This is a genomic window from Neorhizobium sp. NPDC001467 (assembly GCF_050275975.1).
Classification (GTDB): Bacteria; Pseudomonadota; Alphaproteobacteria; order Rhizobiales; family Rhizobiaceae; genus Neorhizobium.
This window is the reverse complement of the sequence record NZ_JBNNPS010000005.1, coordinates 133549-157524: the sequence shown is the minus strand read 5'-3', so window position 1 is coordinate 157524 and position 23976 is coordinate 133549. Positions and strand designations below refer to the sequence as shown.

At 60.7% G+C, this 23976-nt stretch carries 24 protein-coding genes and 1 other annotated feature; of the genes, 16 read left to right on the top strand and 8 right to left on the bottom strand.

Going from position 1 to position 23976, the window contains the following annotated elements:
• The first annotated feature begins 28 nt into the window (after positions 1 to 28).
• Both ACQKKX_RS12675 and ACQKKX_RS12670 read left to right on the top strand, forming a co-directional pair.
• Positions 29 to 364, top strand: coding sequence for a DUF1236 domain-containing protein (locus ACQKKX_RS12675; RefSeq protein ID WP_427571048.1), 336 nt, complete (start codon positions 29 to 31; stop codon positions 362 to 364).
• A 504-nt stretch (positions 365 to 868) separates the two neighbouring features.
• Positions 869 to 926: a sequence feature (sul1 is cis-regulatory element that is thought to sense ions involved in sulfur or methionine metabolism; They are found in Alphaproteobacteria), on the top strand.
• 85 nt (positions 927 to 1011) lie between these two features.
• On the top strand, positions 1012 to 2499 hold the full coding sequence (locus ACQKKX_RS12670) for a SulP family inorganic anion transporter (RefSeq protein ID WP_427571047.1): 1488 nt from the start codon (positions 1012 to 1014) through the stop codon (positions 2497 to 2499).
• A gap of 59 nt (positions 2500 to 2558) precedes the next feature.
• On the opposite strand, the gene ACQKKX_RS12665 is transcribed toward ACQKKX_RS12670, so the two are convergent.
• Positions 2559 to 3749 carry a hypothetical protein gene (locus tag ACQKKX_RS12665; protein WP_427571046.1) on the bottom strand — a complete coding sequence of 397 codons (1191 nt, stop codon included), beginning with the start codon at positions 3747 to 3749 and terminating at the stop codon, positions 2559 to 2561.
• A 207-nt stretch (positions 3750 to 3956) separates the two neighbouring features.
• Here ACQKKX_RS12665 and parC point away from each other — a divergent pair, with 207 nt between their 5' ends.
• Positions 3957 to 6215, top strand: coding sequence for a DNA topoisomerase IV subunit A (gene parC / locus ACQKKX_RS12660; protein ID WP_427571045.1), 2259 nt, complete (start codon positions 3957 to 3959; stop codon positions 6213 to 6215).
• On the opposite strand, the gene ACQKKX_RS12655 is transcribed toward parC, so the two are convergent.
• The 5 genes from ACQKKX_RS12655 to hemB form a co-directional block, all read right to left on the bottom strand.
• A complete protein-coding gene (locus tag ACQKKX_RS12655) occupies positions 6216 to 6605 on the bottom strand; it encodes a type II toxin-antitoxin system death-on-curing family toxin (RefSeq protein WP_427571044.1) in 390 nt (129 codons plus the stop codon).
• Positions 6602 to 6823, bottom strand: coding sequence for an AbrB/MazE/SpoVT family DNA-binding domain-containing protein (locus ACQKKX_RS12650; protein WP_153356820.1), 222 nt, complete (start codon positions 6821 to 6823; stop codon positions 6602 to 6604). The genes ACQKKX_RS12655 and ACQKKX_RS12650 overlap by 4 nt, the downstream gene beginning before the upstream one ends.
• Positions 6824 to 6910: 87 nt before the next feature.
• Complete coding sequence (locus ACQKKX_RS12645; protein WP_427571043.1) at positions 6911 to 7669, bottom strand: arginyltransferase; 759 nt, start codon at positions 7667 to 7669, stop codon at positions 6911 to 6913.
• Positions 7670 to 7809: 140 nt separating this feature from the next.
• Positions 7810 to 8268, bottom strand: coding sequence for an RDD family protein (locus tag ACQKKX_RS12640; protein WP_427571042.1), 459 nt, complete (start codon positions 8266 to 8268; stop codon positions 7810 to 7812).
• A 114-nt stretch (positions 8269 to 8382) separates the two neighbouring features.
• Entirely contained in the window at positions 8383 to 9396 is a 1014-nt protein-coding gene (gene hemB / locus ACQKKX_RS12635) for a porphobilinogen synthase (protein ID WP_427571041.1), read from the bottom strand.
• A gap of 166 nt (positions 9397 to 9562) precedes the next feature.
• On the opposite strand from hemB, the gene ACQKKX_RS12630 reads away from it, so the two are divergent.
• The 3 genes from ACQKKX_RS12630 to ACQKKX_RS12620 all read left to right on the top strand — a co-directional run bounded on the left by ACQKKX_RS12630 (position 9563) and on the right by ACQKKX_RS12620 (position 11854).
• A complete protein-coding gene (locus tag ACQKKX_RS12630) occupies positions 9563 to 9994 on the top strand; it encodes a DUF6163 family protein (protein ID WP_427571040.1) in 432 nt (143 codons plus the stop codon).
• A gap of 240 nt (positions 9995 to 10234) precedes the next feature.
• On the top strand, positions 10235 to 10747 hold the full coding sequence (gene ldtR, locus ACQKKX_RS12625) for a transcriptional regulator LdtR (RefSeq protein WP_427571192.1): 513 nt from the start codon (positions 10235 to 10237) through the stop codon (positions 10745 to 10747).
• 321 nt (positions 10748 to 11068) lie between these two features.
• Positions 11069 to 11854: a hypothetical protein gene (locus ACQKKX_RS12620; protein ID WP_427571039.1), complete on the top strand. Its 786-nt coding sequence runs from the start codon at positions 11069 to 11071 to the stop codon at positions 11852 to 11854.
• A gap of 21 nt (positions 11855 to 11875) precedes the next feature.
• On the opposite strand, the gene ACQKKX_RS12615 is transcribed toward ACQKKX_RS12620, so the two are convergent.
• Together ACQKKX_RS12615 and ACQKKX_RS12610 are read right to left on the bottom strand one after the other, a co-directional pair.
• Positions 11876 to 12337 carry an N-acetyltransferase family protein gene (locus tag ACQKKX_RS12615; RefSeq protein ID WP_427571038.1) on the bottom strand — a complete coding sequence of 154 codons (462 nt, stop codon included), beginning with the start codon at positions 12335 to 12337 and terminating at the stop codon, positions 11876 to 11878.
• Between the two features lie 77 nt (positions 12338 to 12414).
• Positions 12415 to 13383, bottom strand: a complete 969-nt coding sequence (locus ACQKKX_RS12610) for a Bug family tripartite tricarboxylate transporter substrate binding protein (protein ID WP_427571037.1) — start codon at positions 13381 to 13383, stop codon at positions 12415 to 12417.
• Positions 13384 to 13639: 256 nt separating this feature from the next.
• Between ACQKKX_RS12610 and ACQKKX_RS12605 the strand changes: the two genes are divergently transcribed.
• The 10 genes from ACQKKX_RS12605 to ACQKKX_RS12560 all read left to right on the top strand — a co-directional run bounded on the left by ACQKKX_RS12605 (position 13640) and on the right by ACQKKX_RS12560 (position 23953).
• Positions 13640 to 14107, top strand: a complete 468-nt coding sequence (locus ACQKKX_RS12605; RefSeq protein WP_427571036.1) for a hypothetical protein — start codon at positions 13640 to 13642, stop codon at positions 14105 to 14107.
• Between the two features lie 275 nt (positions 14108 to 14382).
• Positions 14383 to 15708 (top strand): L,D-transpeptidase family protein, encoded by a 1326-nt coding sequence (locus ACQKKX_RS12600; protein ID WP_427571035.1) that lies wholly within the window; start codon positions 14383 to 14385, stop codon positions 15706 to 15708.
• Positions 15709 to 15902: 194 nt separating this feature from the next.
• Complete coding sequence (gene glyA / locus ACQKKX_RS12595) at positions 15903 to 17192, top strand: serine hydroxymethyltransferase (RefSeq protein WP_427571034.1); 1290 nt, start codon at positions 15903 to 15905, stop codon at positions 17190 to 17192.
• A 20-nt stretch (positions 17193 to 17212) separates the two neighbouring features.
• Positions 17213 to 17692: a transcriptional regulator NrdR gene (gene nrdR, locus ACQKKX_RS12590; RefSeq protein WP_427571033.1), complete on the top strand. Its 480-nt coding sequence runs from the start codon at positions 17213 to 17215 to the stop codon at positions 17690 to 17692.
• 2 nt (positions 17693 to 17694) lie between these two features.
• Positions 17695 to 18834: a bifunctional diaminohydroxyphosphoribosylaminopyrimidine deaminase/5-amino-6-(5-phosphoribosylamino)uracil reductase RibD gene (ribD, locus tag ACQKKX_RS12585; protein ID WP_427571032.1), complete on the top strand. Its 1140-nt coding sequence runs from the start codon at positions 17695 to 17697 to the stop codon at positions 18832 to 18834.
• Complete coding sequence (locus ACQKKX_RS12580; RefSeq protein ID WP_427571031.1) at positions 18834 to 19457, top strand: riboflavin synthase; 624 nt, start codon at positions 18834 to 18836, stop codon at positions 19455 to 19457. The genes ribD and ACQKKX_RS12580 overlap by 1 nt, the downstream gene beginning before the upstream one ends.
• 73 nt (positions 19458 to 19530) lie before the next feature.
• Positions 19531 to 19671, top strand: coding sequence for a hypothetical protein (locus tag ACQKKX_RS12575; RefSeq protein WP_427571030.1), 141 nt, complete (start codon positions 19531 to 19533; stop codon positions 19669 to 19671).
• 342 nt (positions 19672 to 20013) lie between these two features.
• Positions 20014 to 21966 (top strand): methyl-accepting chemotaxis protein, encoded by a 1953-nt coding sequence (locus tag ACQKKX_RS12570; protein ID WP_427571029.1) that lies wholly within the window; start codon positions 20014 to 20016, stop codon positions 21964 to 21966.
• A gap of 401 nt (positions 21967 to 22367) precedes the next feature.
• Entirely contained in the window at positions 22368 to 23285 is a 918-nt protein-coding gene (locus ACQKKX_RS12565) for a DMT family transporter (protein WP_427571028.1), read from the top strand.
• An 86-nt stretch (positions 23286 to 23371) separates the two neighbouring features.
• Positions 23372 to 23953, top strand: coding sequence for a thymidine kinase (locus ACQKKX_RS12560; protein WP_427571027.1), 582 nt, complete (start codon positions 23372 to 23374; stop codon positions 23951 to 23953).
• Positions 23954 to 23976: the final 23 nt, after the last annotated feature.

The following is a 23976-nucleotide window of genomic DNA, read 5'->3' as shown; positions in this document are numbered from 1 at the left end:
TCCAGCAATTCGCTCAAGGAGAAGCAATATGCGCAAGTTTACCATGGCTGCCACGGCAGCGTTTCTCACTCTGTCGGCTTCGGCCTATGCGCAGAGCACCGTCATCATCGAGCAGCCGTCCGAGCCGGTCGTCACGCACTCAACCACTCACGTCCTGCCGGGCGAAGTCCGCACCTATGTGATGCAACAGCAGCCGGTGGAATCGATCCCTTATGACGGCGACGTCCTTGTCGGCCGCGTCCTGCCGGAAAGCGTCGAAGTCCGTCCGGTCGAAGGCTATAGCAATTACGGCTATACGATCGTCAACGAACGCCGGGTCATCGTCGATCCGCAGACCCATACGGTCATCCAGGTTCTCGACTGATCCGCTGACGACAGTTTGGATTGAAAAGAAGGCCGGGATCGCGTCAGCGGTTACGGCCTTCCTTGTTTATCTGGCGTGCGAAATAAAGACCTGCAACGCCCATCAGAAGGCCAGCGGCAGGAACAATCAGGATTGAAATGACCACTGCCAATGTCATGGCCGCAATCCTCTAAGAACGATGCTCGCCACATAATGTCGTCCGGAAGACCCAGGAACATAAAGGGTGAGTGTTAAACCTGCTCCGATGCCAAGCCCACTCGGTCGGTCCATGCTCGAGATCAGCGGAGCGGGCGCGCCGACTACAAACATCGCAATCGCCAAGCCGTAGAGAAACGTGGCCAGCAGCTTCAGCCGCTCGTTATTCGCCAGCTTCCGTTGTTCTCGCCTGATCATCGCCCGATCTTCCGAAATCCCCCGTCACATCTTATCCGCAACCACTCTCGCCTCAAGAGCCATATCCCGCACTTGGCATTTGTCCGGTTCGCCGCTATAGCTTGCCCATCACAAGGACTCGGGTGAAACTCCCGGGTGGCTCTTCCGGCCGCCGATCCGCCGGACAACGCAAAGCATCAGCCTAATCCAAGACGTCAGTCACACCAGGATACCCTCCCGGCGGATGCGCTCCCTTTTGCGAAAAATCCAAACCCATGATCTCTTTGACCACCTACCGTCGTGAATGGTTTTCCAACATTCGTGGCGATATCCTTTCCGGCATCGTCGTCGCCCTCGCGCTCATTCCGGAAGCCGTCGGCTTTTCCGTTATTGCAGGTGTCGATCCCGCCGTCGGCCTGTTTGCCTCGGTGCTGATCGCCTGCGTCACCGCCATTTGCGGCGGCCGTCCGGCAATGATTTCCGCCGCCACTGCCGCCACCGCCGTGCTGATGGCGCCGCTGGTGCGCGATCACGGCATCCAGTACCTGTTCGCCGCCACCATCCTGATGGGCATTCTCCAGATCATCGCCGGCCTTCTGAAACTCGGCCGCCTGATGCGGTTCGTGTCGAAATCGGTGATGACCGGCTTCGTCAACGCGCTCGCCATCCTGATCTTCATGGCGCAGCTGCCGGAACTGACCAACGTTCCGCACATCACCTACGCGCTGATCGCGGTCGGCCTCGCCATCATCTATCTCTTGCCATACGTCACCAAGGCGGTGCCGTCGCCGCTAGTCGCCATTGCCGTCGTCACAATCGGTGTCCTTGTCTTTGGTGTCGAAGTAAAGACGGTTGCCGACCTTGGTGCCATGCCGACATCGCTGCCGGGATTTGCGTTCCCGATCGTGCCCTTCACCTTCGAGACATTGCAGATCATATTCCCGTATTCCCTTGCGCTCGCCGCTGTCGGCCTGCTGGAATCGCTGCTGACCGCCCAGATTGTCGACGACATGACGGATACGACCAGCAGCAAAAGCCAGGAATGTTTGGGGCAGGGCGCCGGCAATATCGTCTCGGCCCTGTTCGGCGGCATGGGTGGTTGCGCCATGATCGGTCAGTCGGTCATCAACGTTTCATCCGGCGGCCGAGGTCGTCTGTCCACCTTCGTCGCTGGCGCCTTCCTGCTGATCCTGCTTCTGGTTCTCGACGACATTCTCCGCGTCGTGCCGGTCGCGGCGCTGGTGGCGGTGATGATCATGGTGTCGATCAACACGTTTTCCTGGAAATCCATCGTCGATCTGAAACGTCATCCCGGCACGTCCTCCATCGTCATGCTGGCGACCGTCGCCGTAGTGCTCGCCACGCATGACCTGTCGAAGGGCGTCATCGTCGGCGTGCTTCTCTCAGGCGTGTTTTTTGCCGGCAAGGTCGCACGCATGTTCCGCGTTTCTTCGGAGCTTTCGGATGAGGGCGAAAAGCGTATCTACCGTGTCGAAGGCCAGATCTTCTTCGCGTCGGCGCAGGCCTTCATCGGCGGGTTCGATTTTACCGAAACGCCGCAACGTATCGTCATCGATGTCACCCGCGCGCATTTGTGGGACATTTCCGCCGTGGGCGCGCTCGATCAGGTTGTTCTGAAGTTTCGCCAGCGCGGAGCTGAGGTCGAGGTCGTCGGTGCTAACGAGGCAAGCGCCGGCATGATCGACCGTTTTGGGCTGCATGATAAGGAGCACGCCTCCTTCAGCGCATCGGCCGCGCATTAAAACGCAAAAAGCCCGGCAGTCACCTGCCGGGCTTTCTTCATAAGGCGTGAGCGAGAAGCTCAGTCGTTCGCGGTCACGGTGACGCCGAGAACCTGCGGGATCGTGTTCGGCGCGGCCATGGCGGCACCCATGATCGTCGGAACAGGAACCGAATTTTCCGGCTTTGCGCTGATCGTGAAGCTGCCAGGCTTGTCGAGATAGGTATTGAGCGCCTCGCTCAAAGCCTTCTGCAGTTCCGGCATGTTGTACTGGGCCAGCATCATCGGCGCCATGGCCTTGATCATCTGCGCCAGCTGGTCGCCGGTCGTGCCCTGCTTCTTGGCGACGACGTCGAGGGCCTTTGTGGTAATGCCGGCGTCGTCGAAACGGATTTCCGCGCTGTCGAAGCTGAGCTGCTGGATCAGGCCAAGCATGGCGAGGCCTGCCGCCTGCTGTGCCTGTTCGTCATTGGCGCTGGCTTCGGCCTTCTTTGCAGCCTCCTGAACGGAGCGCAGGAAATCCAGCGTGTAACCGGACAGGCTGAACGCCATGTTCAGGCGGCCGATATTCGCGAAGTCGAAGGCGTATTCCTCTGTTGCCAGCGTGCCCGAGGTCAGGTCCCAGCTGCCGGTCATGCTGATATTGCCGTCGATCTGGTTGATGCCGAGGTCATCGATGGTCTTGCGTGCCTCGACATCCTCGACAGTGCTCAGATCACCCTTGATATCGGCAACCTTGACGTCGAACGTCATCGACTTCTTGTCGTCGGAAGCTTCGCTGGTCATTTTGGCCGAGCCGATCGACGCCACGCTTTTGCCGTCGAGCTTGACCTCGATGGCGCCAACGGTTGCCTCCCCGTAGAACAGCACGGCATCCGTGGTGTCGCCAGCCGAGCTGGCAGGGATGCGCATGTCGGAGATGGAAAGGTCCGCTGCCGTAAAAGCGGTCTTTTCCTGGGTGATATCGATGTTTTCGAAAGACACGGTTTCGATCGTGTAAGCGCCGGCATCCTCCTTGACGCCTTCCAGCTCGATTGTGCCGAGCGGCACGCTACCCTGACCGTTGCCTGCCTCGAAACGGCTGTCGGTGAGCGTCACGTCCGATCCGTCGACGGTGATCGAGCCGGCAACGATGCCCGTGCCATCCTGGAAGTTCAAGGCGGCGTTCAGCTTGTTGACCAGATCGTTGCCATCGAGCGCCAGTGCGGGCGTGCCAAAAGCAAACAGGGCGATGCTGGCCGAAAACAACTTGGCCGAGGCAGTGTAACGCATGAATAGTCTCCTCACGAGGCAGAAGATCTGCCCGAAAAATTACTGGAATGAATAGGTCGCGCCAATAAAGCGTCCAGTTCTCCCTGTGAAGTCTATCCGGACCTTTTTATGGCGAGGTTTAGCGGGAGAGGACCGAGGCGCCGGTTCTCCACAGCCTGAGTCTCTGGCTTTATTGCCGGGAATCGGGCTTTCCGGTAGTCAAGCGACATGGGAAAAAGTCTGACTCCGCCGCCAGAAGATGGCGACGACCACATTCTGCCGGTCGACCTGAAGGCGGCGCTGGAAGAGCGCTACCTCGCCTATGCGCTGTCGACCATCATGCACCGCGCGCTGCCGGACGTTCGCGACGGGCTCAAGCCCGTGCATCGCCGCATCATCCACGCGATGAGCGAAATGGGTATTCGGCCGAATTCGGCCTTCAAGAAATGCGCCCGTATCGTCGGTGACGTCATCGGTAAATTCCACCCGCATGGCGACCAGTCGGTCTATGATGCGCTGGTGCGTCTGGCCCAGGATTTCTCGCAGCGCTACCCGATCGTCGATGGCCAGGGCAATTTCGGCAATATCGATGGCGATGGCGCTGCCGCCTATCGTTACACCGAAGCGCGCATGACCGAGGTCGCGGCGCTGCTTCTGGAAGGCATCGATCAGGACAGTGTCGATTTCCGCCCGACCTATAACGAGGAAGACTCAGAACCGGTCGTCATGCCCGGCGCCTTCCCGAACCTGCTTGCCAACGGTTCCTCCGGCATCGCCGTTGGCATGGCCACATCGATCCCGCCGCACAACGCGCACGAACTCTGCGACGCGGCGCTGCATCTGATCAAACATCCCGATGCGACGGTCGAAAAGCTGGTCGAATTCATTCCCGGCCCGGATCTTCCCACCGGCGGCATCATCATCGACAGCCGTGAATCGATCATCGAATCCTACCGCACCGGTCGCGGCGGTTTTCGCGTGCGTGCCAAGTGGGAGACGGAAGATCTCGGTCGCGGCGGTTATCAGATCGTCGTCACCGAAATACCCTATCAGGTGCAGAAATCGCGCCTGATCGAAAAGATCGCCGAACTGCTGATCGCCCGCAAGCTGCCGCTTCTCGAAGACGTGCGCGACGAATCCGCCGAAGACGTCCGCGTCGTGCTGGTGCCCAAGAACCGCACCGTCGATGCGACGCTGCTGATGGAATCTCTGTTCAAGCTGACGGACCTGGAAAACCGGTTCCCGCTCAACATGAACGTGCTGTCCATGGGCAAGGTGCCAAGGGTCATGGCGCTCAATGAAGTGCTGAAGGAGTGGCTGGCGCATCGCAAGGAAGTGCTGATCCGCCGCTCCAATTTCCGGCTTGCGGCGATCGATCGCCGGCTGGAACTGTTGGGCGGCTTCCTGATCGCCTACCTCAATATCGACGAGGTGATCCGCATCATCCGCGAGGAGGATGAGCCGAAACAGGTGATGATTGCCCGTTTCGGCCTCACCGACATTCAGGCCGAAGCCATCCTCAACATGCGCCTGCGCTCCCTGCGCAAGCTGGAGGAGTTCGAGATCCGCAAGGAATTCGACGACCTCACCAAGGAAAAGGCCGATATCGAGGCGCTTCTGGCATCCGACGAGAAGCAGTGGAAGGTCGTCGAGATCGAGATCCAGGACGTTCGCAAGGCTTTTGCCAAGGGCAAGGGCAAGCCGTTCGCGCGTATGACGCAGTTTGCCGATGCGCCGCAAGCCGATCTCGAAGCTATCCAGCAGGCAATGATCGAAAAGGAACCGGTCACCGTCGTCATTTCCAAGAAGGGCTGGATCCGAGCGCTCAAGGGCCATATCGCCGATACGTCGACGCTGACCTTCAAGGAAGGCGACGGCCTGCATCTGGCATTCCCGGCGCAGACGACGGACAAGCTGCTTCTGATCACCACCGGCGGCAAGGTTTACACGCTTGGCGCGGACAAACTGCCGGGCGGCCGCGGCCATGGCGAACCGATCCGCATCATGGTCGACATGGAGAACGATCAGGATATCCTGACCGCCTTCGTGCATGACTCGACGAGAAAGCACATTCTCGCCTCGACGGCGGGTAATGGTTTTATTGTGGCCGAAAGCGAAATGATCGCCAATACCCGCAAGGGCAAGCAGGTGATGAATGTCGGCATGCCGGACGAGACCAAACTGGTGGTGCCGGTCAGTGGCGACCATGTCGCCGCTGTCGGTGAAAACCGCAAGATGCTGGTGTTTCCGCTCGCGCAACTGCCGGAAATGACGCGTGGCAAGGGCGTGCGCCTGCAGCGCTACAAGGATGGCGGCATTTCCGACATCAAGTGCTTTGCCATCGAAGCGGGCCTGACCTGGGAAGACAGCGCCGGGCGCCAGTTCACCAAGACTAAGGACGAGCTTCTGGAATGGAGCGGCGACCGCGCCTCGGCCGGTCGTACGGTGCCGAAGGGCTTTCCGCGGAGTGGAAAGTTTGCGGGGTAATCAGGGATAGGGGACGGTATGATCGCGCAGGAAGCGTGTCAGGCCGTCCTCATCGATTTCTCCAGCGGCGACACCCAATATGAGGGTGACGATCTGCGCCTGCGTTGCCTCAATCAGGTAACCGTTCACCAGAAGAAAGGTGAAGGCTGCCAGATACGCGGTGCGCTTGTTTCCATCTAAGAACGGATGGTTTCTCGCAAGTCCATACACGTAGGCTGCAGCAAGAACGAAGATATCCTCCTCGCCATACGTGTTTTTGTGGAGCGGACGGGCAAGGGCAGCTTCGAGAGCATTTTCATCTTTTATGCCGACCGGTCCACCATGTTCGGCTAGCTGTCCGCTATGGATGATCTCAATAGCCTGGCGTGACAGCCATTTCATGGCTGTCACTTGGCAAGTTCTCGCAAAGCGATCCGGTATTTTTCCATGCCAAGACGCGCGGCCTTAAGCTGCTCAGCGAGATCGGCTTGCTCGGGCACGAGGGCAATATTGCCATTTTCCTCGCGAATTTCGAGCGTGTCGCCAGCCTTCAAACCCATTCGATCAAGAACATCTTTGGGAATGATGATGCCTTCGGAATTACCGATTTTACGGATGGTTGCGTTCATGGCCAAAACCTCTGTTCTAACCATGTTATAACAGCATCACTCGATGCGGGCAATATCTTTAATGAAGCGCTTTGGATACAAACGGCCTTACCCCTCATCCTCGCCCGAATACAATTCCCAGCCCCGTGCCGTCAGATGCTCCTGCGGCTGGTACCGCGTCTTGTATCCCATCTTGGCCGATCCCTTCACCCAGTAGCCGAGATAGACATGTGGCAGGCCGAGCGTGCGGGTGCGGTTGATGTGGTCCAATATCATGAAGGTCCCGAAGGATCGTTTTTCCATCGCCGGATCGAAGAACGAATAGACCATCGAGAGCCCGTCGCTCATCATGTCGGTCAGGGCCACGCCAACAAGCTCGCCCTTGGCTGCACCGATGCCGGAGCCTTCTACACGACGGCGGTATTCGATGACGCGGGTGTTTACATGCGTGTCCTCCACCATGATCGCGTAATCGAGCGCCGACATGTCCGACATCCCGCCGCGCTGGTGGCGGCTGTCGAGATAGGTACGGAACAGCGAAAACTGCTCGGTCGAGGGCTGGGCCGGGTAGATCTCCGCTGTAATGTCACCGTTTGCGGCAAGCACGCGGCGCATCGTCCGTCCGGGCTCGAACTTATCGACGAGGATGCGCACCGAAACACAGGCGCGGCAGGCCTCGCAGGCCGGGCGGTAGGCGATATTCTGGGATCGGCGGAAACCGCCCTGCGTCAGAAGGTCGTTCATCTCGGCGGCGCGCGGGCCGACAAGATGCGTGAAGACCTTTCGCTCAAATTCGCCCGGAAGATAGGGACACGCTGCCGGAGCCGTCAGGTAGAACTGCGGTGATGGCGAAATCTGCGAGTTCATCCCAGATAGAGGTCCCGGTTGTGGCGAATGCGCGTTGAAGCGAGTATTATTAGCATGACCTAAGTTCGCAAAACGTCAACATGCGGGCAAGGTCGACCGCCGGTATGTCGTTGTGTGGTTTCGGTCGCGCGGATGCCGGCTTAGCTGACGCGGGCAATCACCGTGCCGAGCAGGAAGTCATGCACAAGCCGCGAGCGGTCGGTAAACAGGCCGGCAAGCAGGATCAGCGGCGTCAGAAACGAATTGATCACCCAGAACAGCACCGTGTGCACCATGGCAGTCAGAAAATCCATGCTTCGGCCATCCACACGCAGCATGGTGATGCCCGCAGCGCGCATGCCCGGAGAGGCCTGTGCCGGGCCGCCCAGCGTCATGCCGAAATAGAGAAGTGCCACCACGACGAACAGCGCGGGATAGAGCATGAAGCCAAGCCCCAGCGTCAGCACGCCGAGAAAGAACACGATGATCGCCGCCGGGATGCAGAGCAGCAGCACGATCAGGTAATCGAGGATGAAGGCAAATGAGCGCCGCAAAAGCACGCCGCTATAGGCGCGCCAGTCTTCCGGTGCGACGACGGCAGTGTTGGGGTCAAGGCTCATGATCTTTATTTCTCCTGCGCCCGAGGCGGGTTTTACACCTCTCAATATGGTGGAGAAATCCGGCGGCACAAGACCGCCGGAAAATGCCCCGTCTTCCAGATCGGCAAAGCGCGCTCAGCCCTTGGCCAGCTTGCGGGCCACGTCGACGGCGAAATAAGTCAGGATGCCGTCGCAGCCGGCGCGCTTGAAACAGAGCAGCGTTTCCATCATCACCCGCTCCTCGTCCAGCCAGCCCTGCATGGCGGCGGCCTTGATCTGCGAATACTCGCCGGAGACCTGATAGGCGTAGGTCGGAAGCCCGAACGCTTCCTTCACGCGCCAACAGATATCGAGATAGGGAAGGCCCGGCTTGACCATCAGCATGTCGGCACCTTCCTCGACATCAAGCGCGGTATCGCGCAGCGCCTCCGTGCCGTTGGCGGGAGAGACGTAATAGGAGTTCTTGTCGCCCTTCAGAAGCCCGCCTGTATTGATCGCCTCGCGATAGGGGCCGTAGAAACCGGACGAGAACTTTGCCGCATAGGACATGATGCCGACATCCTGATGCCCGGCGGCATCGAGACCGCGGCGGATCGCGCCGATGCGGCCATCCATCATTTCGGACGGCGAGATGATGTCGGCGCCGGCATCGGCTTGAAGAATGGCGGCCTTCACGACCTGATCCACCGTCTCATCGTTGAGGATCACGCCATCGCGCATGATCCCGTCATGGCCGTGGCTGGTGAAAGGGTCGAGCGCCACGTCGCTGATGACGCCAATATTGGAGACCGATTTTTTGACCGCGCTGGTAAAGCGGTTGATCAGGTTGTTGGGATCGAGAATGCCGGAACCGGTCTCGTCGCGCAGTGCCATCTCGATATCGGGGAAGGGGGCAACGGCCGGAATGCCGAGATCGGCCGCTTCCTTGACCGCTTCGACGGCCTTGTCGACACTCATGCGATAAACGCCGGGCATCGCCCTGATCGGATCGACGATGTTTGTCCCCGGCACGATGAAGATCGGCCAGATCAGATCGTCTACCGTCACTCGGTTTTCCTGAACCATGCGCCGCGTCCAATCGGCCTTGCGATTGCGCCGCATGCGGCGGTGTCCGGTGATCTCGTCCACCAGATGTGTCTTGTCGGACATGATATGCCTCTTCTTACTCTTCTTTATATTGCTGCCGCTCCCTTACCATGCGGCCCGGCCTTTGCGAATTGATCTGACACCGCATCTTGTATGCGCTCAGGTCATAAGGATGCCGCGGTGTCCACGCCTCTGGCGAAGCGCGACAACCGTCGCTATCGTTCGCCTTATGGCCGCTGATTCTCTCAATCACCCGAAACGCTCGCTGACGCAGCTCCTCTATGTCGTCTTCCTGCGGCTGGTCGCGGTGTCCTGTTTCTGGTTCGGGCTGCAATATTGGGGCATGATCACCGGCTACAGTTTCGATGGGCGCGGGCGGTTCGATCTGCTGAGCTTTCCCTGGCGGGCGGCGGCCTCGATCCTGTCGGTGCTGTTTCCCGTCGCCTCGCTCGGCCTGTGGCTTGCCGTCTCCTGGGGACCGGTCCTCTGGGTTCTGGCCGCCGGCACACAGCTTCTGATGTATCAGGTCTGGCCGGAAATCTTCGGGCGCAGCATCCTGATTACCCTGATGCACGGCTTCGTCGCCGCCCTTTATGTGCTCTTTCGTGTCGTGCTCCATCTCGAGAACCGCAAGAATGCCGAGCGGGTAACTACCGATTAACCAGCTTTGCCAAGCAATCTTCGTTAAAATTGAAACGAAAATCCTCGCTAAGTCCTTGAAACGTAATGGGGTGGTTTGCTTAACGCAGGGCCTGCCCCAGCCATGACACAATGGCGAGGCTTGCGTTTACCGGCTGTTAGCCGTGTGTTTTAAGTCGAATTTTATGCGCATTCGATAGTGTCTCTCACAAGGCGGGAAGAAACAAACACACCGCCAAACAAAACAGTGAGGCAAGACATGTTGAACGCAAAAATGAAGCCGCAGGCTGCGGCAGTCGCCAATCCCCAGGAAGACTCGATCCGCGGTCTTTACATGGAATCCCTGCATCTGGTCGAGCGTCTTCACCGCCGCCTTCTCGATGTCATCAAGGACGAGTTCGACCGCCAGGGTCGCGACGACGTCAACGCCGTTCAGGCACTGCTCCTGTTCAACATCGGCAATTCCGAACTGACCGCCGGCGAGCTGCGCTCGCGCGGTTACTACCTCGGCTCCAACGTTTCCTACAACGTCAAGAAGCTTGTCGACCTCGGTTTCATCAACCACCAGCGTTCGCGCATCGACCGTCGCTCGGTTCGCATCAGCCTGACCAAGGAAGGCCAGGAAATCGCTGAAACGGTTGCCAAGCTTTACGATCGCCACATCGGCTCGATCGAAAAGGTCGGCGGCATCGGCGAAGGCGAATTCAGCCAGATGAACAAGCTGCTGCAGCGTCTCGACCGTTTCTGGAACGACTCGATCGCCTACCGCATGTAATCGGTTCCCTTAAGGGGACATCATGCCATGCCTCCGCGCGGCCAGGCCTATCCACGGGCCGGCCAGTGGCAAGAACAACAAAAGACCTCCAGAAGCGATCAATACCGGATGCGTTCCTGCGCCTCCGGTTTTTCGCGTTGATAAAGCGCTGCGGTCATGCTGCGGACGTTCGCATCTGGGGCTAATCCCTGCAACGCCGCCTTGTCCGGCGACGGGATTGGTTAAGTTTGCGCGTATTCTGTGGCGGCTTTGTTCAGCCCTGCCATGCGACAGTCCTGCCTTCTTACGGCTCGGGTCGAACCCGGGAGGGCAGGGGTGCCAATGACATTCGGGAAACGGGGCGTATCGACGCCTGACGGCGGCGGCAAGGACCGACCGGCGACCAGACGCGGCTCGACGGACTGGAGCGTGTCGAAGACGGACATCGCTCTGGCGCTCGGCGTCGCAACGGCGGTTTTTACGGGCGTATATCTGTTTGCAGGCGAGGCAATCAGCGCTTTCGGCCCGGCGCGGTCCCAAGCGCCGGCAACCCCGGTTTTTGCCTACCAGGCTGAGCGGTTCGAACGTACCTATGGCGCGCAACGATCCGCAGAACTTCCGGATGGCCACGATGGCGCGATGGTGCTCGCCATGACCGGAGCGCCAGGCAGGCTCGACGCAATCGACGACGAATTGCAGGAACGCTGCCTGAGGCTGATCGATGGAAACGCCGCACGCTATGCTGAGCAGAACGGCCGGGTTGCGCTGCATGCCCAGACCGGCGCGCGTCTTCTCGTCTGTTCCATGCAGGTTTTCAAGGCCCGCATGTGCGAACCGTCCTACAAGAACCGTCTTGTCGCCCAGCTCCAGGAATTTGTGCGCGCACGCCGCGCGGGGCTCGGCCTCCAACGGGAGGCGCCCGGTCCCGCAGCCGCCGTTCCAGGCCTGGATGTCGCCGGCACCAAGACGGCGCGCGCGCCAATACAGGTTGTTCCGGCCATTCTCGCCGACCAGTTGCGTGCCTTCTCCGACCAGTCGCTGCTGTCGCAAAACGACTTCGGACACGCCATGCCGGAAGAGTTGAGACCCTATGTCGGGCCTGCTGCAGCGGCTTCCCCCTGCGCCTAGCCTGCTCGCACTGTGGCGCCTCTATGTGAGGTCGAAACGCTTGCAGACTGCGCCGTCGGCCAGCCGGTAGGTCACGAAGCCCATCCGATCATAATAGGCCTGACCGTCCTGATTGTTTTCGCCGATGAAGGCTTCGATTGAGGCCAGGCCTGCCGCGATGGCTGCTGGTCTGGTTACCGCAAACAGTTGTCGTCCGATGCCGCGCCGGGCGGCCAGCGGTGAGACATGCGTCCCGATGATGCCCCAGCCGGCGGGCGTGCCATAGGGGTTGTCCTCCCGGGCATGGATCAACGACTGGAAGCCGACAGCCGTGCCATCATCCTCCACTGCCAGAGCGCACAGTATTCCGTCCGGGTTGAGGACGTAATGGGACAGCACAAAGGCCTCGTCCGCGCGGGAGGTGCGCTTGCCGGCCTGTACGAGCATTTGCAGCATGACGCTCATGGCCGGCGCGTCGTTCGGGATTGCGGGTCTGATCTTCATGCTGTCGCTATCAAGCTATTATGGCTGCCAATCACGCAACGAGCCGGCCGGATGTATTGCTCCGGCCGGTCGCATTCTCACTGCAAGGGTATGTCGGCAGCCTTGATGACCTCCGCCCATTTCGACGTTTCGCTGGCGATAAAGGTCTTGAACGCGGCTGAAGTATTGCCGACGGGGGTTGCGCCCATGCCCTTGATCTTGGCCACCATGTCCGGGTCGGCCATGATCGCCTGCACTTCGCTGCTCAGTTTCGCGACAATCTCCGGCGGCGTGTCGGCAGGCGCAAACAGGCCGTGCCAGGAAGTCGCTTCGAAGCCGGGAATGGTCTCCGCCATGGTCGGGACGTCGGGCAGGAGCTCGGCTTTTTCGAGGCTGGTCACGGCCAGCGCCCGGACCTTGCCGGCCTTGACCTGCTGGGCGGCCGTCGGAATGTTGTCGAACATCATGTCCACATGGCCGGCGACCACGTCCATGATGGCCTGGCTCGATCCCTTGTAGGGAACATGGTTCATCGTCACGCCCGCCTTGGTGGCCAGAAGCTCGCCGGCCAGATGGATCGATGTGCCGGTGCCGGAAGACGCATAGCTGATCTCGCCAGGCTTGGTTTTAAGGAATGCGATCAGTTCGGGGACGGTTTTGGCCGAAATCCGCTCGGGGTTGACCACCAGTACATTGGGCAGGGTGGCGATCAGCGAAATCGGCGCAAATCCCTTGGCCTTGTCATAGGGAAGTTCCTTGTAAAGTGTCTGGTTGATGGCATTGGAACTGACGGTGCCCATGCCGATCGTGTAGCCGTCGGCTTCAGCGCGTGCAAGTTCGCCCAGGCCGATATTGCCGCCCGCGCCCGGCTTGTTTTCGATGATGAAGCGCTGGCCGAGCCGCTGGTCCAGCCTCTCACCGACCAGCCGCGCGAATGCATCGGTATTGCCGCCGGCCGCAAACGGCACGATGATCGTCACCGTCTTTGACGGATAATCCTGTGCGGCGGCAAGCGTGGAAAACACGGTCGCGACCGTCGCCAGCATGAAAACACGCGAAAATTTCATGAAACATTCTCCCGTTGAGTGCCATGCGCCAAACGCCGTCCCTCGAAACCCTCCTCAAGGACGGGGGGCAAGGACACTGTCCGCGAGAATGTCAGACAACGCAAGTAGGTCTCATATTATCTCTTGGTAGAAGCCGCGGTTGAGGCGGGTCAGTTGCACGTCTGACGATCCGATTGAGGTTTGGCGCAAAGGCCGTTATTTCTGCCACGGGAATGGAGACGGGCGCTGGCGCCGGTCAATTGTAATGGGGTAGTCTATGCGCAGGTTGAGACCTGATCCGGTTTTGAGTTCGGTTTGGCCGGCAAGCATCAGGACGGCTTCATCCGCCTTTCTGCCGTCGATCGCTTTGGCCTGTGCGCTTCTGACATCGACCGCAAGGGCGCAGACAGCGCCTGCCGGTTCGAGCCCCGATACCGCCGGGCCGGAAACCTGTGTCGCTGTTTTTACCGTCATGGCTTACGCCTATGCCGACGACGATCTCAAGGAGCGGCTGCTGGAGGAAAAGAAGCTGCTGGCGCTGACCGATATGGCGGCGCAATCGCACGGGGCGGAAACGGACGTTCAAGCGCAGGAGCCCGGCTCGATGCCGACCGGCACGGCCGAAGAGCGCCTCGCGCAGCAGGTCGATAGTCTGACCGGAATGATGCTTGATCAGCCGGCACAGGCCCAGGCCGTTGCGGCAGCGTGCTTCGCAAAATATCCGCCGGCGATCGAACTGAACTGACCGACCTCAAACGGTTCGTCGGTCCGATTTCGCAAAGGCAAATCGCCTGCGCTGAGCCAATTGCCGACATGCTAATCCGGTCACGTCCCAACACAGCGGCGTGAGCGGGACTTTTCATGACACGAATCGGCCATATTGCTATGGGACCGGCAACTATACAAAGCCCGTCATGCGTCACTCCCTTGCGCGCCTTGCCCGCGGCGCGACGCAACGATTTTTAACCATATCCGTTTAGGCAACTGGCCGTGAGGCTTACGGATGAAATGGACAGGAAGATGTCGAAGAAGATTGGATCTGAACTGATTTCCCGCCGCACCATGCTGCGCACGGCGGTTTCGGCCGGTGCCGCGGCTCTGGCTGCACCGGCACTGGCGCAATCGGCAATCGACGATCTGATCAATGCGCCTCGCCGCGGCGGCTGGGACGACCAGTTCGACGCGCGCTCCTCTTCCAGCGCCAGCGTCAGCACTAACAACCCGGTTCTTGGGCCGTCCGGCCCCGGCAATATCCAGACCGCGATCATGGAATATCAGGGCATCGTCCAAAACGGTGGCTGGCCGGAAGTCAATTCTGGCCAGACCCTGCGTCTCGGGGTCACCGATCCGGCCGTGCAGCAGTTGCGCCAGCGCCTGATGATTTCCGGTGACCTGTCGCGACAGGCCGGCATTTCGCCGGCCTTCGACAGCTATGTCGACGGTGCGGTGAAGCGTTTCCAGTCTCGCCACGGCCTGCCGGCTGATGGCGTTCTCGGCGAATTCTCCGTCAAGGCGCTTAACGTGCCGGCCCGCACCCGCCTGATGCAGCTCGAAACCAACCTCGTGCGCCTGCAGGCGATGTCGGGCGATCTCGGTCCGCGCTACATGATGGTCAACATTCCCGCCGCCTATGTCGAGGCCGTCGAGAACGATCGCGTGGCGCTGCGAAACACGGCCGTCGTGGGCCGTATCGACCGCCCGACCCATGTCATCAATTCCAAGGTCTATGAGGTCATCCTCAATCCGTACTGGACCGCGCCGCGCTCGATCATCGTCAAGGATATCGTGCCGCTGATGCGCAAGGACCCGACCTATCTTGCGCGCAACCAGATCCGTCTGTTCGACGGCCGAGGCCAGGAAGTTTCGCCCGAAACCGTGGACTGGCATGCCGAAAAGGCTCCCAACCTGATGTTCCGTCAGGACCCGGGCAAGATCAACGCCATGGCCTCCACCAAGATCAACTTCCACAACCCGAACAACGAATACATGCACGACACGCCCCAGCAGGGCCTGTTCAACAAGCTCATTCGGTTCGAATCCTCCGGCTGCATGCGTATTCAGAACGTGCGCGATCTGAATACCTGGCTGTTGCGTGACACGCCCGGCTGGTCGCGCCAGGAAATGGAGCGCGTCATCGCCAGCCGCGTGAACACGCCGATCAAGCTGTCGCAGGAAGTGCCGGTCTATATCGTCTACATCACCGCGTGGTCCGCCAAGGACCGTGTCGTGCAGTTCCGCGACGATATCTATCAGCAGGACGGTAACCAGGAATTGGCGCTGCAGACCACGACGGGCATCGAACAACGCCAGGGTTCGTTGACCGAAAGCGACATGCTGCCGCAATAAACATGCGGCCTATACCGGCTTTCATGAACCCTCCCGTGCTGCGGGAGGGTTTTTTGTTGCCCTTCGCAGGCGCTTGGATTTCGGGCCGGTGAGCGTCTTCGGACCTGCAAATGTCGTTCTTCGTATTGCCCTGATCTCGCCGGACCGCTAAGACGCGAGACATCGCTTGCCCACCCCTTCGAGGAGCCATGCCTATGTCGACGACCGAGGTTTTCTTTTCCCGCCCGCTGGCCGAGACCGATCCCGAAATCTTCGGCGCGATCGGCAAGGAGCTTGGTCGTCAGCGTCACGAAATCGAACTGATCGCCTCGGAAAACATCGTCTCGCGCGCCGTGCTCGAAGCCCAAGGCTCGATCATGACCAACAAATATGCGGAAGGGTATCCGGGCAAGCGCTATTACGGCGGCTGCCAGTTTGTCGATATCGCCGAAGAGCTCGCCATCGAGCGCGCCAAGAAACTGTTCGGCGTCAACTTTGCCAACGTCCAGCCGAACTCCGGTTCGCAGATGAACCAGGCCGTGTTCCTCGCCCTGCTGCAGCCGGGCGACACGTTCATGGGCCTCGACCTTAATTCGGGTGGCCACCTGACCCACGGTTCGCCGGTCAACATGTCCGGCAAATGGTTCAACGTCGTGTCCTACGGCGTGCGTGAAGACGACAACCTTCTCGACATGGACAATGTCGCCGCCAAGGCACGCGAACACAAGCCGAAGCTGATCATCGCCGGCGGCACCGCCTATTCCCGCATCTGGGACTGGCAGCGTTTTCGCGAAATCGCCGACGAGGTCGGTGCCTATCTCATGGTCGATATGGCCCATATTGCCGGTCTCGTTGCCGGTGGCCAGCATCCGTCGCCGTTCCCGCACTGCCATGTTGCGACGACCACGACCCACAAGTCTCTGCGCGGTCCGCGCGGCGGCGTGATCCTGACGAACGACGAGGATCTGGCGAAAAAGTTCAATTCGGCCGTCTTCCCCGGCCTGCAGGGCGGTCCGCTCATGCACATCATCGCCGCCAAGGCCGTTGCCTTCGGTGAAGCGCTGCAGCCCGAATTCCAGGATTACGCTGCCCAGATCGTGAAGAACGCCAAGGCGCTTTCGGAAACGCTGGTGGCCGGCGGCCTCGATATCGTGTCCGGCGGCACCGACAACCACCTGATGCTGGTCGACCTTCGCAAGAAGAACGCCACCGGCAAGCGCGCCGAGGCAGCACTTGGTCGCGGTTACATCACCTGCAACAAGAACGGCATCCCGTTCGATCCTGAAAAGCCGTTCGTTACCTCAGGTGTCCGTCTCGGCACGCCGGCCGGCACGACACGCGGCTTCAAGGAAGCGGAATTCCGCGAAATCGGCAATCTCATCGTCGAACTTCTGGATGGCCTCAAGGCCGCCAACTCCGACGAAGGCAATGCCGCCGTCGAAGCGTCGGTGCGCGAGAAGGTCGTGGCGCTCACCGATCGCTTCCCCATGTATCCGTACATGTAATCGCCAAGGACCGATCGCGCATGCGCTGCCCCTATTGCCAATCCGAAGACACGCAGGTGAAGGATAGCCGTCCGGCGGAGGACGCGACGTCCATCCGCCGACGCCGCATCTGCCCGGATTGCGGTGGACGGTTCACTACGTTCGAGCGCGTGCAGTTGCGTGAGCTTCTGGTCGTCAAGAAGACCGGTCGCAAGGCGCCTTTCGACCGCAACAAGCTGGTGCGGTCGTTCCAGATCGCCCTGCGCAAGCGGCCGGTCGATGCCGACCGCATCGAGCGGGCCGTGTCGGGCATCGTGCGGCGTCTGGAAAGTTCGGGCGAGGCGGAAATCTCCTCGGAAGAGATCGGTCTGCAGGTTCTTGAGGCCCTGAAGAGCCTCGATGATGTCGCCTTCGTGCGCTATGCCTCCGTCTATCGCGACTTCTCCCATGCGGAAGACTTTGAGAAGGTGATCGCCGAAATCAATGCCAAGATCGGCCGCGACAGCGTCGTGGAGCCCTGATCGTGGTGCCGAAAAGCACGCCGGAAGATGACCGCCGCTTCATGCGGCAGGCCATCGAACTGTCGCGCACGCATACCGGCCTGACCGGCAGCAATCCTTCCGTCGGCTGCGTGATCGTCAAGGATGGCGCGGTTGTCGGGGCGGCGGTGACCGCTGTCGGCGGAAGGCCACATGCGGAAACGCAGGCGATCGCCATGGCCGGCGACAGCGCGCGCGGCGCCACCGCCTATGTCACGCTCGAACCCTGCGCTCATTTCGGTCGGACGCCACCCTGCGCCAACGCTCTCGTCGATGCGGCTGTGGCCCGCGTCGTGGTTGCGGTCATCGATCCCGATCCGCGCGTGGCGGGGCAGGGCGTAAAAATCCTGGTTGATGCCGGCGTTGCCGTTGAAACCGGCCTGCTGCAGGACGAGGCAAGGCGCCCGCTGGCGGGCTATCTGATGCGCAAGCTCCGTGGACGTCCTTTCGTGACCCTCAAACTTGCGGTTTCCGCGGATGGAATGCTGGGCCGCCGCGGCGAAGAGATCGCGATCACAGGCGAGGCCGTGCGTACCGAAGTCCACCGCCTGCGTGCAGAACACGACGCCGTCCTTGTCGGGATCGGCACGGTCCTGGCCGACGATCCGGACCTGACGGTGCGCATCCCTGGGTTGGAGCACCGCTCTCCGCTGCGCATCGTGCTCGACCGGAACGGGCGTTTTGCCGAAACGTCGCGACTGGCGCAGACGGCAGCCCGGGCGCCGGTCATCGTGGCATCGACGGGCGGGACGCCGGACGGAGCCAAGGACGCGGCGATACCGCCCGCATCCTGCTCATGCCGACAGCAGGATCATGCCGGAGAAACGAACAGGCTAACGGCGCCGATCACACGTCTCAGTGCCGATGGACTGGGAACCCTGCTTCAAACCCTTGCCGGCATGGGCATTTCCAGCCTGCTCGTCGAAGGTGGCGCAACGGTCGCGGCCGCGTTTCTCGCCGAGGGTCTCATCGACCGCATCGTCCTTTATGTCGGCGACAGGGTGATCGGTAACGGCGGCCTTGAATCGCCGCTTACGCCTTCCGATATGCCGGCCAGCTTCACATTTCTTGGCACCGCCGCGGTCGGCGCAGATCGCCGTCATGATTACGAAAGGTCCGCCTGATGTTCACTGGTATCGTCACCGATGTCGGCACGGTTTCCGCCATCACTCCCATGGACGAAGGGGTGAAACTGCGCATCGACACGGCCTATGATCCGAAAACGATCGATATGGGCGCTTCTATTTCCCATGCCGGGGTTTGTCTGACCGTTACCGGCCTGCCGGATGAAGGCAGCAATGAACGCTGGTTCGAAGTCGAAGCCTGGGAGGAGGCGCTGCGCCTGACCACGATCGCCACCTGGCAGCAGGGTGCGAAGGTCAATCTGGAGCGTGCGCTGAAGATCGGCGACGAGCTTGGCGGACACATCGTGTCCGGCCATGTCGATGGCACGGCGGAAATCCTCTCCGTCGAACCGGAAGGCGAAGCTGTCCGCATCCGCCTGCGTGCCCCTGAGCATCTCGCCCGCTTTGTTGCCCCCAAGGGCTCCGTCGCGCTCGATGGCACGTCGCTCACCGTCAATGCCGTTGATGGCGCTGATTTTGATGTCCTGTTGATCCGTCACACGCTCGGCGTGACCAGTTGGGCGGAGCGCAAGGCCGGCGACCACGTCAATTTCGAGGTCGATACGATGGCCCGTTATGCCGCGAGACTGGCTGAGTTTCCGCAGCCGCAGGCCCAACCCTAAACGCATCCCGCCTCGGCGCGGAACGAAATCGCGTTGAGGGCGTTACGGAGAACTGCGTTTCGGAGGTGCAAGCATGAAGCTGGTGCTGATTTCCACATCCCTCGGCGTGGTTCTGCTCGCCGTCGCCGCGACCTACATATTGCCGTCCATGCCCAACGCCTCCAAGCCGCGGGACTACGCGCAATCGAGCTTTACCGGGCCTCACAGAAACTGATCGTGTATCCTGTCTTTACTGTATTATTGGCAGTTGCGTCGGTATCGCAACCGGCAAGCGATGGCCATATGCCGGATTTTCCACAGAGGATTGCAGTGTTGCGACAATAAATCGCAAATTGGCATTAAGTCTCTTTAGATATTGATATAATTACTTCTGTTGAATCGTGATTTAATCAAATTTAAACCACGCGGTGGCTAGGACTATAGTCGGCAATTAACGCCGTATGGACCGCGATGCTGCGGCTCCGGCAGCCATGTTCAGTATTTTCATCAAACAGATCTTACCAGGTTCGGCGCATTGTGCCGGGCGCGGTCGTCTGTGCGCCACTCGGAACCCGCCATGTTGCAATATCTCGATAATGCAAAAATCCGCACGAAGATCGTCGTCCTCGTCGCCCTGACGGGCATCATTTCCTTTTCCGGTCTGGTTTATGTCAGCACCGAATTTAGCGATGCCGATCAGCGCTATTCGAATTTTATCGGCCATGAGAGCTTGGCGTCCACTCTCAACGCGCGCGCCACCGGCGGCCTGCTCCAGATGGGGCTGCAGCTCGGTCTGATGCAGGTCAACGATCCCGCGTCGCCGGAATTTGCAGCCGCGGTGGCAAAGTATCAGGGCGATCTCATCCTGATGAAGGAACGCGTGGCCAAGACCGCCGAGCTGGTCCCGTCCCGTGCAACTGCCGTAGCGGCCATGCTGAAAGCCGTCGGTGAGGTCGATCAGGTCGGCCGGCGCGTCATCGAGCTTTCGCAGGCAGGTCAGGCGATCCAGGCGCGCGCGGCGATGCGTGAGGCCGGCGCCAAGGTCATGGCCACGCTGCCGCTGTTTGCCGCCGCCAACGACGAGCTGATGAAGGCCGCTGAACAGGGGGCCGCGCATCTGAGCGCGGAAAACGGCTTTACCATCATGGTCGCTCCGACCGTGCTCGGTATTATCATCCTGGCCCTGGTTCTGCTGGCGCTCTATATCGCGACGGTCAGCATTGTCGGCCCGATCAACCGCCTGAACAGCCGTATGGTCTCGCTGTCCGAGGGGGATACCGCCGGCGAAATTCCGGGCCTCCTTCGCAAGGATGCCGTTGGTCAGATGGCCAAGGCCGTCGCCATTTTCCGCGACCATGCGCTCGAAAGCGCCCGTCTGTCCCGTGAAGCGGAAACCGGTCGTAACCAGTCGGAAAAGGAAGCCCGTGCCCGTGAAGCCGCCAAGGCGAAGGACGCGGCAGACACCAAGGCCGCCGTCGAGGCCCTGGCACTTGGCCTGCAACGCCTGTCGGACGGCGATGTCGCCTATCGCATCACCGAACCTTTTGTCGATCAGCTCGATATGTTGCGGGGCAATTTCAACGCTTCCCTGGAAAAGCTTCAGGCAACGCTCAAGACCGTTGGTGGCAATGCCGCCGCGATCTCCTCGGGCGCCGATGAGATCCGGTCGGCTGCCGACGATCTGGCCAAGCGCACCGAAAAGCAGGCTGCTTCGCTTGAAGAAACCGCTGCCGCCCTCGATGAGATGACCGCCACCGTGCGCGACAGCGCAAAGCGCGCCGAAGAGGCCGGTTCGCTGGTCGAAAAGGCCCGCACCGAGGCCGAGCGGTCCGGTGAGGTCGTTCGCCGTGCGGTTTCCGCCATGGAAGAGATCGAAAAGTCCTCCGGCGAGATTTCCAACATCATCGGCGTCATCGACGATATCGCCTTCCAGACCAATCTCCTGGCACTCAACGCTGGTGTGGAAGCGGCGCGCGCAGGGGAAGCCGGCAAGGGTTTCGCCGTCGTTGCCCAGGAAGTGCGCGAACTGGCCCAGCGTTCCGCAAACGCGGCCCGCGAGATCAAGGCACTGATCGGCAATTCCGGCAATCACGTCCGCTCCGGCGTCGATCTGGTCGGCAAGACGGGCGAAGCGCTGGAGGCGATCCAGGACGAGGTCAAGGAAATTTCCCTTCTGGTGCGTGCCATTATCGAGGCGGCCCGCGAACAGGCGACCGGCATCCAGGAGATCAACACGTCGATCAACACCATGGACCAGAGTACCCAGCAGAACGCTGCCATGGTCGAGGAATCCAATGCCGCAAGCCATGGTCTTGCCAGCGAGGCGGCGGCGCTGACGCATCTGCTCGGCCAGTTCAATCTGGGCAATGGCGGTGCTTCCGGCCGCCGGCCGGGTCAGCCGCAGGCGGCAGCACCTCATACCCGTCCGGTGGCCTCCCCGGCGCGCCAGATGGTCAGCAACCTGGTGCGAAGGGTCTCCGGCGGCAACGCAGCACTCGCGACCTCGGGCGAGGCCTGGGAAGAATTTTGACCAGAAATTTTGATCAAGCGCTTTCGACGAGAATTTTTTAGGCAGCAATTTTCAATACGCATCAAAGGCCGGACGAGCGATCGTCCGGCCATTTTCTTTGACCTGGAGCGGGGCACAGAGGCCGGTGCCAGCGTTTGTGGCTGATAATTTAACTGCCGGCTCGGGTCATACGCACGGTTCGTCAGGGCCCGATACGCCTTCGGGCGCTCGGCGGCTAGGGAATAACGCGGTCGCTGTGAAGTGTCGCTGTCATGTCGGCGCGCCGCCGCATCAAGCCCCTTGCCGACAGGCTGCAACGGGAGTATCAGCCGCGCACATATCAGCGTCGAACCGGCCGGCCAGGCCTTCAAATCCTGGCTCGAAACCGTGTCGCAACCGGCGTGCTGGAGCGCCTCCACATCATGAACAAATCATTGGCGCCTGCCATAGGCGGCAACGCGGTTGCGATGGGCATCATTCTGATGCTCGTCGGCATTCTCATGTTCGCGCTCAACGATGCCATGGGGAAATGGCTGGTGGCCAGCTTCTCGGTCGGGCAGGTTCTGCTGATGCGATCGTTCGGCGCCTTTGTCGTGCTGGGCCCGATGCTCGCCCGCCGGCCGCTGTCCTCGCTGGTCAATGTCGAAAAGCCGCATCTGCAACTGGCCCGCGTCGTCATGGCGACGGCCGATACCGGCCTGTTCTATGCCGCCGTCGTTTATCTGCCGCTTGCCGATGTCATGACCTTCTACATGGCCGGCCCGATCTATGTCGCCGCGATTTCGCATTTCCTGCTCGGTGAACGCATCGGCTGGCGGCGGTGGCTGGCCGTCACCATCGGCTTCATCGGCGTCGTGGTGGCGCTGCGACCGTCCGAAGCCATGCTGTCCTGGCCGTCGATCTTCGGCCTTGTCGGCAGCCTGTCCTTCGCATTGTCCATGGTGCTCGGCCGGGTATTGCGCTCGACATCGGATACCACGCTGGTGACCTGGCAGACGCTCGCCTGCCTCGTCACCGGGGCCGTCTTGTGCATTGGCGGCTGGAGCCCGTTCGATCTGAAGCAATTGCTGGCTCTGCTCCTACTGGGCATCGTTTCCTGCTCGGCGCATCTGATGATCACCCGATCGCTGAAGCTTGCGCCGGCCTCGGTACTGGCGCCGCTGCAATATACGCTCCTGCTTTGGGCGATCCTGTTCGGCTGGATCTTCTTTGCCGAGTTTCCCGATCTCCAGACGCTGATTGGCGCTGCCATCATCGTGCTGTCGGGCCTCTTCATCTTCCACCGCGCCAAGGTGAAGGACGAGCAGCCGCTGGTGCCGAACAATTCCGGCCACGGGTGAGCGGAGGCCTGTCGGCGGCTGCAATTTCCTGTGGTTTTCGATCGGGCGGTCTTCCACCCGTCGTCGCGGCGGATCACAACACCGGCATGGCAAAGCTGTATTTCCACTACGCAACGATGAATGCCGGCAAGTCGACCATGCTCTTGCAGGCGTCCTACAACTACCGTGAACGCGGCATGCGCACGGTCATCTTCATCGCGGCGCTGGATGAGCGGGCCGGAAAGGGCAGGGTGGCATCGCGCATCGGCCTGTCCTCCGACGCCATTCCGTTTCATGCCGGCGACGATCTGTTCGCCGAGATCGAGGCGATGCACGGACACGAGCCGATCGCCTGCGTCTTCGTCGACGAGGCGCAGTTCCTGTCGCCCGCGCAAGTGTGGCAGCTTGCCCGCGTGTCGGATCGCATTGGCATCCCGGTCATGGCCTATGGCCTGCGCACCGATTTCCAGGGAAAGCTGTTTCCCGGCTCGCATGAATTGCTGGCGATCGCCGACGAGCTGCGCGAAGTCCGCACCATCTGCCATTGCGGCCGCAAGGCGACCATGGTCGTGAGGGTTGGGGCGGATGGCGCCGTGGTGCGAGAAGGCGCGCAGGTGGAGGTCGGCGGCAATGATCGCTACGTCTCGCTTTGCCGCCGCCACTGGGAAGATAAGATGGATGGCGGCTGAGGCCGGAGAAACCAGCCCGTCCT